The 6,707-nt window shown below is 70.8% G+C and carries 7 protein-coding genes; 6 read left to right on the top strand and 1 reads right to left on the bottom strand.

Annotated elements, in window-relative coordinates; all coding sequences use genetic code 11:
- Both DMC18_RS05830 and DMC18_RS05825 read left to right on the top strand, forming a co-directional pair.
- Positions 1-526 (top strand): murein hydrolase activator EnvC (locus DMC18_RS05830; RefSeq protein ID WP_146217987.1); only part of this gene is annotated, 526 nt, incomplete at its 5' end.
- 112 nt (positions 527-638) lie between these two features.
- Positions 639-2,027 (top strand): S41 family peptidase, encoded by a 1,389-nt coding sequence (locus DMC18_RS05825; RefSeq protein WP_110119162.1) that lies wholly within the window; start codon positions 639-641, stop codon positions 2,025-2,027.
- A 246-nt stretch (positions 2,028-2,273) separates the two neighbouring features.
- Here DMC18_RS05825 and DMC18_RS25920 read toward each other — a convergent pair whose 3' ends face one another.
- Complete coding sequence (locus tag DMC18_RS25920; RefSeq protein ID WP_158285868.1) at positions 2,274-2,417, bottom strand: hypothetical protein; 144 nt, start codon at positions 2,415-2,417, stop codon at positions 2,274-2,276.
- 208 nt (positions 2,418-2,625) lie between these two features.
- On the opposite strand from DMC18_RS25920, the gene DMC18_RS05820 reads away from it, so the two are divergent.
- From DMC18_RS05820 to DMC18_RS05805, 4 genes are all read left to right on the top strand, one after another.
- Positions 2,626-3,807 carry a divergent polysaccharide deacetylase family protein gene (locus DMC18_RS05820; RefSeq protein ID WP_110132762.1) on the top strand — a complete coding sequence of 394 codons (1,182 nt, stop codon included), beginning with the start codon at positions 2,626-2,628 and terminating at the stop codon, positions 3,805-3,807.
- Positions 3,804-4,295 carry an RNA pyrophosphohydrolase gene (locus DMC18_RS05815; RefSeq protein WP_110119161.1) on the top strand — a complete coding sequence of 164 codons (492 nt, stop codon included), beginning with the start codon at positions 3,804-3,806 and terminating at the stop codon, positions 4,293-4,295. Before DMC18_RS05820 ends, DMC18_RS05815 begins: the two co-directional genes overlap by 4 nt.
- 49 nt (positions 4,296-4,344) lie before the next feature.
- On the top strand, positions 4,345-5,871 hold the full coding sequence (locus DMC18_RS05810) for an alpha/beta hydrolase (protein ID WP_110119160.1): 1,527 nt from the start codon (positions 4,345-4,347) through the stop codon (positions 5,869-5,871).
- A 56-nt stretch (positions 5,872-5,927) separates the two neighbouring features.
- The coding region (locus DMC18_RS05805; RefSeq protein WP_110119159.1) for an alpha/beta hydrolase at positions 5,928-6,707 on the top strand (780 nt) is incomplete at its 3' end.

Here is a 6,707-nt window from a genome sequence, read left to right as displayed (position 1 = left end):
CGACCGCCGGGGCGAACTGGAGCGGATGATCGTCGAGAAGACCGAGCTGGAGCGCGCCTACGCCCAGGACGCCATCGCCGCCGACCAGGAGCGCCGCACCCTGGGCGCCCTGACCGACGGCCTGACGACCGCCAGCACCGGCCCGCTGGCCCTGCGCGCGCCGGCCCCGGGCGACGTCGTCCGCCGCTTCGGCGAGGCCCTGCCCGTCGGCGGCAAGTCCGAGGGCCTGTCGATCCGCACGGCCAAGGGCCAGGCCGTCGGCAGCCCCGCGGCCGGCACCGTCGAATACGCCGGTCCGCTGAACGGCTGGGACATGGTGGTCATCGTCCGCACCCAGGGCGCCTATCACCTGGTCATGGCCGGCATGGCCGACGTAAAGGTCGCCCCCGGACAATCGGTCGCAGCCGGCGCCGAGCTGGGCAGCATGACGGACCGTGGACCTTTGGAGCCGGAGCTCTATCTTGAAGTGCGCGAGAACGGCGTTCCGGCCGACCCGGGACGCTGGCTCAAGCAGGAGTCGCGGTAGACGACTTTTTCAGCAATGATGGGCGTTCATCATGACGCACGGCCGCGTCGGGGATGGACACGGCCGGACCAGTAACGCGGCGTCACCGCCGCAAGGGAGCCTTCTAGGCCTTATGCGCAAGTACCTGCTCATCGGTGTTTCGGCCTTCATCCTCGGCGCGGGGACGATGGCCTATGTCAGCCCCATCGCCCAAGCGACCATCCCCTCGCAGAAGGCCAAGACCTACAAGCTGCTCGAACTGTTCGGCGACGTGCTCGCCACGGTCGAAGACCAGTACGTCACCGAGGTCGACGACAAGAAGCTGATCGAGGCGGCGCTGGACGGCATGCTGACCAGCCTCGACCCGCACTCGGGCTACCTTTCGCCCGACAGCTTCGAGGACATGCAGGACACCACCCGCGGCGAATACGGCGGTCTCGGCATCGAGGTCACCAGCGAAGACGGCGTGGTCAAGGTGATCTCGCCGATGGACGGCACGCCCGCCGACCGCGCCGGGATCCACGCCGGCGACTACATCACGGCCGTCAACGGCCAGTCGGTGCTGGGCCTGACGGTCAACGAGGCCGTCAAGCAGATGCGCGGCCCGGCCGGCGAGACGGTGACCATCACCATCGCCCGCGAGAAGACCGACCCGTTCGACGTCAAGCTGGTGCGCGAGGTCATCAAGCCCAAGGCCGCCATCGCCCGCATGGAAGGCGACTACGGCTATGTGCGCCTGCCCGGCTTCAACGAGAAGTCCACCGACGCCCTGTCGGCCGCCATCACCGATCTGAAGACCAAGAACCCGCAGATGAAGGGCCTGGTCTTCGACCTGCGCAACAATCCGGGCGGCCTGCTCGACCAGGCGCGCGGCGTCGCCGACCTGTTCCTGCAAGGCGGCGAGATCGTCAGCCAGCGCGGCCGCAATCCGCGCGACATCCAGCGCCTGAACGCCACCCCGGGCGACATCCTGAACGGCATGCCGATGGTGGTGCTGATCAACCAGGGCTCGGCCTCGGCCGCCGAAATCGTCGCCGGCGCCCTGCAGGACCGCCATCGCGCCGAGCTCGTCGGCATCACCAGCTTCGGCAAGGGCTCGGTCCAGACCGTGATCCCGCTGCGCGGCGGCGCCGACGGCGCGCTGAAGCTGACCACGGCCCGCTACTTCACCCCGTCGGGCCGCTCGATCCAGAAGACCGGCATCGAGCCCGACCTGGAAGTGGCCCAGACCAAGGACCAGGCCCAGGACATCGCCAACCGCGTGTGGTTCAGCGAGGCCAGCTTCAAGAACGCGCTGAACGCCGACGAGGGCAAGTCCCGCAAGGGCGTCCACACCCCGGCCGAGGCGCCCCCCGCCGGCTTCGACGAGAAGAAGGGCGACTTCCAGCTGGAACGCGCCGTCGCCGTGCTGAAGGCCGGCTCGGTCGAGGCCGTGGCCAAGCTGCCCAAGCCGCAACCGAAGATCGCCGAGGTCACCGCCAAGGCCGCGGCCGCCGGCAAGCCCCCGGTCGAGAAGAAGTAGGAACGTTTTCGAACGTTCGAACGAAGAGCCGCCCGTCGAAAGATGGGCGGCTTTTTCTTTGGGCCTCAGGCCACCCTCTCCCCTTGCGGGAGAGGGTGGCCTGCGAAGCAGGTCGGGTGAGGGGCCTCTCAGAAATCAAGGCTGCGTGCAGCTGCAAGGCCGGGTGGAGCGTCTCAAATCTGAGAGACCCCTCATCCGTCGGCCTTTGGCCGCCACCTTCTCCCGCAAGGGGAGAAGGAAGTCGCGCTACCCCATCCCCAGCGCCGCGATCAGCACGACGGCCAGGCCCAGGGCCAGTCCCGCCCCCGCCCGCAGCACGGCGGCGAGGCAGACGGCGCGGGCCTCGGGGGCCGCGGTGGTGGAGAAGCGGGCGATCTCGGTCATGCTCATGGGACGAGGCCTCCTGATCCGAAGCTTGCGCCCGAGGATCGGCCGGCGGAAAGCGTCGTAAAGCTGTCACGGGCCATCACGCCGCCAGACGGTCATTCCTTCACCGCCCACGCCACAAAAACCGGCGCCCAAGCCCCGTACATTTGGCCGCATCTTTCGAAGATCGTCGTTAACCATATCTTGGAAGCTTGCCTCGTAAGGCTCGTTCATGGCCGCCGTGTTCTCCCGCAAGCCCGCCTACACCGCCGCCGCGCCCGCCGTCGATGCGGGCGGCGGCGACCTGCGCGCGCGCCTGCTCGCGGCCGCCGGCAATCCCTATATCGGCGCCAGCGCCGCGGCCTTCCTGTTCCTGCTGAGCCTGGCGGTGCTGGTGATGATCACCGGCGATCCCAAGGCCGGCGCGCCCGTGCTGCGCCTGGAACTGACCAAGATCGGCGCCACCACCAATCCGCCCGAAGGCTGGCGCGAGGCCCTGGCTCCGGAAGGCGCCGAGGAAGCCCCGCTGCTGCCCGGCGCGATGGACCTGTCCGACCACCCCTTCGCCCGCCACGCGGCCGCGCCGGAAGCCGAGAGCGAAGCCGTCGACCTGGCCGCCCCGCCCGTCCCGTCCGGCGGCGCCCTGGTCCAGGCCCCGCTGCCCGGCCTGTCGGTTCCCGGCCCCGGCGGCGGCCCGCTGCCGGTGATCGGCCCCGACGGCCGCACGGTCGCCGAAGCCTATGCCCGCCCGTTTACCCCCGATGGCCGCCCGCGCGTGGCCCTGGTGATCGGCGGCCTTGGCCTCAACGCCCAGACCACCCGCGCCGCCATCGAGACCCTGCCGCCCGAGATCACCCTGTCGTTCGCGCCCTATTCCGAGGGCCTGCAGGGCTGGATCGACCTGGCCCGCTCGCACGGCCACGAAGTGCTGCTCGAGACGCCGATGGAGCCCAACGACTATCCGGCCAACGACCCGGGCCCCTACACCCTGATCGCCGCCAACCGGCCCGACGAGACCGTGCGCAAGCTGGAATGGCTGATGTCGCGCGCCACCGGCTATTTCGGCCTGACCAACTATCTGGGCTCGAAGTTCCTGGCCTCCGACCCCGCCATGGCCACCTTCATGGCTTCATTGAAGGCCCGGGGCCTGGCCTTCGTCGACGACGGCGCGGCCGCCCGTCGCGGCGGCCCGATCCCGCGCGCCTCGGCCGAGCGCGGCATCGACGATGATCTGTCCGGCGAGGCCATCGAAGGCCAGCTGCGGGCCCTGGAAGCCGGCGCCGGCGCGCGCGGCGCGGCCCTGGGCGTGGGCTTCGCCTACCCCGTCACCATCAGCCAGGTGCGCAACTGGGCCGGCGGGCTGAACGCACGGGGCGTGCAACTGGCCCCGGCTTCGGCTATCGCCAGGCGATGAGCGCCAAGCAAGACCTCTCCCTCTACCGCCCCAATGTGGGCGTCGCCCTCTTCCACCCGACCGACGGCCGCGTCTGGCTGGGCATGCGCCACAAGCAGGAGCCGCCCTACAACTGGCAGCTGCCGCAGGGCGGCGTCGACGAGGGCGAAGACCTGGAAGCCGCCGCCCGCCGCGAGCTGCACGAGGAGACCGGCGTCACCTCCGCAGCGCTGCTGGGCCGCACCGAGGGCTGGCTGACCTACGACTATCCGGCCGACTTCCTGGGCACGAAACGCGCGCGCGGCTACCTGGGCCAGAAGCAGGTGTGGTTCGCCTTTCGCTTCACCGGCGACGAAAGCGAGATCGATCTGGCCGCCCACGGCGACGTCGAGTTCGACGCCTGGCGCTGGGGCGCTCTCGACGAAACGCCCGAACTGATCGTACCCTTCAAACGCGGCGTCTACGAACAGATGGTCGTCGCTTTCTCGGGGTTCGCGCGCGTCGCCTGACACCCAAGGCTCGCGCGCCGATCCTCCCTTGGGGATTGGAGGCGCGGGCGTGACCAGAACCATCCTGATGATCCACGGCTACGGCATGACCGGCGACGGCTGGTCGCCGGCCGCCGAGGCGTTTCGCAAGGCCGGCTACGCGGTCGAGACGCCGACCATCCGTCCGAAACTGCGCGTGCCCGCCTCGCCGTCGGCGGAGCTGGGCGGCCTTACCCTGGCCGACTATGTCGCCGAGCTCAGCGCCCTGGCGGCGGTGACCGCCGCCCGCGACGGGATCAAGCCGATCGTCTTCGGCCACTCGATGGGCGGGCTGATCGCCCAGAAGCTGGCCGAGAGCGGCCTGACCTCGGGCATCGTGCTGTTCGCCCCCGCCTCGCCGGCCGATGCGCGCGGCAAGCCGAAGCTTTCCCCGCTGATCACCTTCCTCAACGCCGTGCTCAGCCAGGGCGGCCCGCCCAAGCCGGTGAAGATGTGGAAGACCGGCTTCAAGTTCGGCGTGGTCAACGCCGTGCCCGCCGCCCGCCACGACGCCCTCTACGCCACGGCGGTGTACGACTCCGGCCGGGTGCTGCAGGACCTGGCCTATCCCGACCGCGATCCCTCGCGCACCGCCCATGTCGACTCCGCCAAGGTGACCGTGCCGGTGCTGGTGCTGGCCGGGGCCCGCGACCGCACCACGCCGGTCGAAGACGTGCGGCTGGTCGGCCGCAAGTACGCCGGCGCCGACTATCGCGAATATCCCGACCACGCCCACTGGCTGATCGACGAGCCGGGCAGCGCGGCCCTGTACGACGCGGCCAAGGCCTGGCTGTCGGAAAAGGGCCTGGGCCCGGCCTCCGCCCCGCCGCCGAGCAAGGCCAAGGTCGAGCCGAAGGCCGAACCGGCCCCCGCTCCGACGCCGGCTCCCGCCCCCAAGGCCGAGGCTTCGGCGCCCACTCCGGCCGCCAAGGCCAAGGCGTCCGCCAAGGCCCCAACCAAGACCAACACCCCCAGCAAGGCCAAGGCCGTGGTCGCCGAACCGGCCGTGAAGCCCGCAGCCAAGGCGCTGGCCAAGCCCAAGGCGGCCCCTGCGCCGAAGCCTGTCGCCCCAAAGGCCGCAGTCGCGCCCGCTCCCGCCAAGACCGAGGCCAAGCCGAAGGCCGCGCCGGCCAAGACCGCCAAGCCGAAGACGCCGCCGCCCGCGCCGGTCGAACCGGCCCCTGTGGCGAAGGCCCCGGCCAAGTCGGCGCCCAAGCCCAAGACCGAAGCCAAGACTGAAGCCAAGACTGAAGCCAAGGCCGCTCCCGCCGCCAAGGTCGCCAAGCCCAAGGCGCCCGCCAAGGCGGCGACGCCTCCTACCGAACCGGCCAAGCCGGCGGCCCCGAAGCCTGCCGCCAAGACCAAGCCTGCTTCCACCGCCAAGGCTGCCCCCGCGCCGAAGGCCAAGAGCGCGCCCGCCGCGAAGGCCGCTCCCAAGGCCGCGCCGGCCCCCAAGGCCGAAGCCAAGCCCAAGGCGACCCCGAAAGCCGCCGCAACCAAGACTGCTGCGACAACGACGCCCGCCAAAACTTCGCCACGCGGCAAGAAGAGCGTGTAGGCTCCATTGAAACGCTCGTATCAGTCACACGGGCGGAGTTGACCTAAGAGGCGGGCGTGAAGGCTCCGGTGATCATGGTCCACGGCGCCTTCTGCGGCGGCTGGACGTTCGATGTGTTTCGCGCGCCGTTCGAGGCCGCCGGTCATCAGGTGCTGACGCCCGACCTGCCCGGCCGCGCGCCCGGCGAGTCGACCGTCGGCCTGTCGATGAGCGACTACGCCCGCGCCGTCGTGCGCCTGATCCGCTCGTGCGAGAAACCGCCGATCCTGATCGGCCACTCGATGGGCGGCCTCGTGGCCCAGCTGGCCGCCGGTCGCGCCCCGGTCGATCGCCTGATCCTGCTGGCCCCTTCGCCGCCCTGGGGCGTGCATGGGGCGAGCCTGGAGGAGGCGGTCTCGGCCGTCAGCCTCTATTCGCTGGGTCCCTACTGGCTGCAGGCCATCGCGCCGGACTACGGCGTGGTGCGCCGCTACAGCCTCGACCGCCTGCCCCGCGAGACCCGCCGCGCCCTCTACGCCCGCATGACCTCGGAAAGCGGCCGGGCGCTGTGGGAGACGCTGAACTGGTGGCTCGACCCGTTCATGACCACCAGCCCCGGCGCGGTGAAGGCCCCGGTGCTGGCCATCGCCGGCGGCCAGGACGTCGTCCACCCGCCCGCCACCGTACGCCAGACCGCCGCCCGCCTGGGCGGGGTGTTCCGCGAGTTCCCGGAGATGAGCCACTGGCTGCCGGGGGAACCTGGCTGGGAAGACGTGGCCCAGGCGTGCCTGGACTTCATCGCCGCGAAGACCGGGCGGCGGCCTGACGCCCTTCTCCCCGTCAATTCCACCTCTCCC

Origin of the sequence: Caulobacter sp. D5 (genome assembly GCF_003185805.1) — a bacterium.
In the GTDB taxonomy this organism is placed as follows: Bacteria; Pseudomonadota; Alphaproteobacteria; order Caulobacterales; family Caulobacteraceae; genus Caulobacter.
Note: the sequence above shows the minus strand (reverse complement) of the source record. Positions and strands in the feature narration are given on the sequence as shown.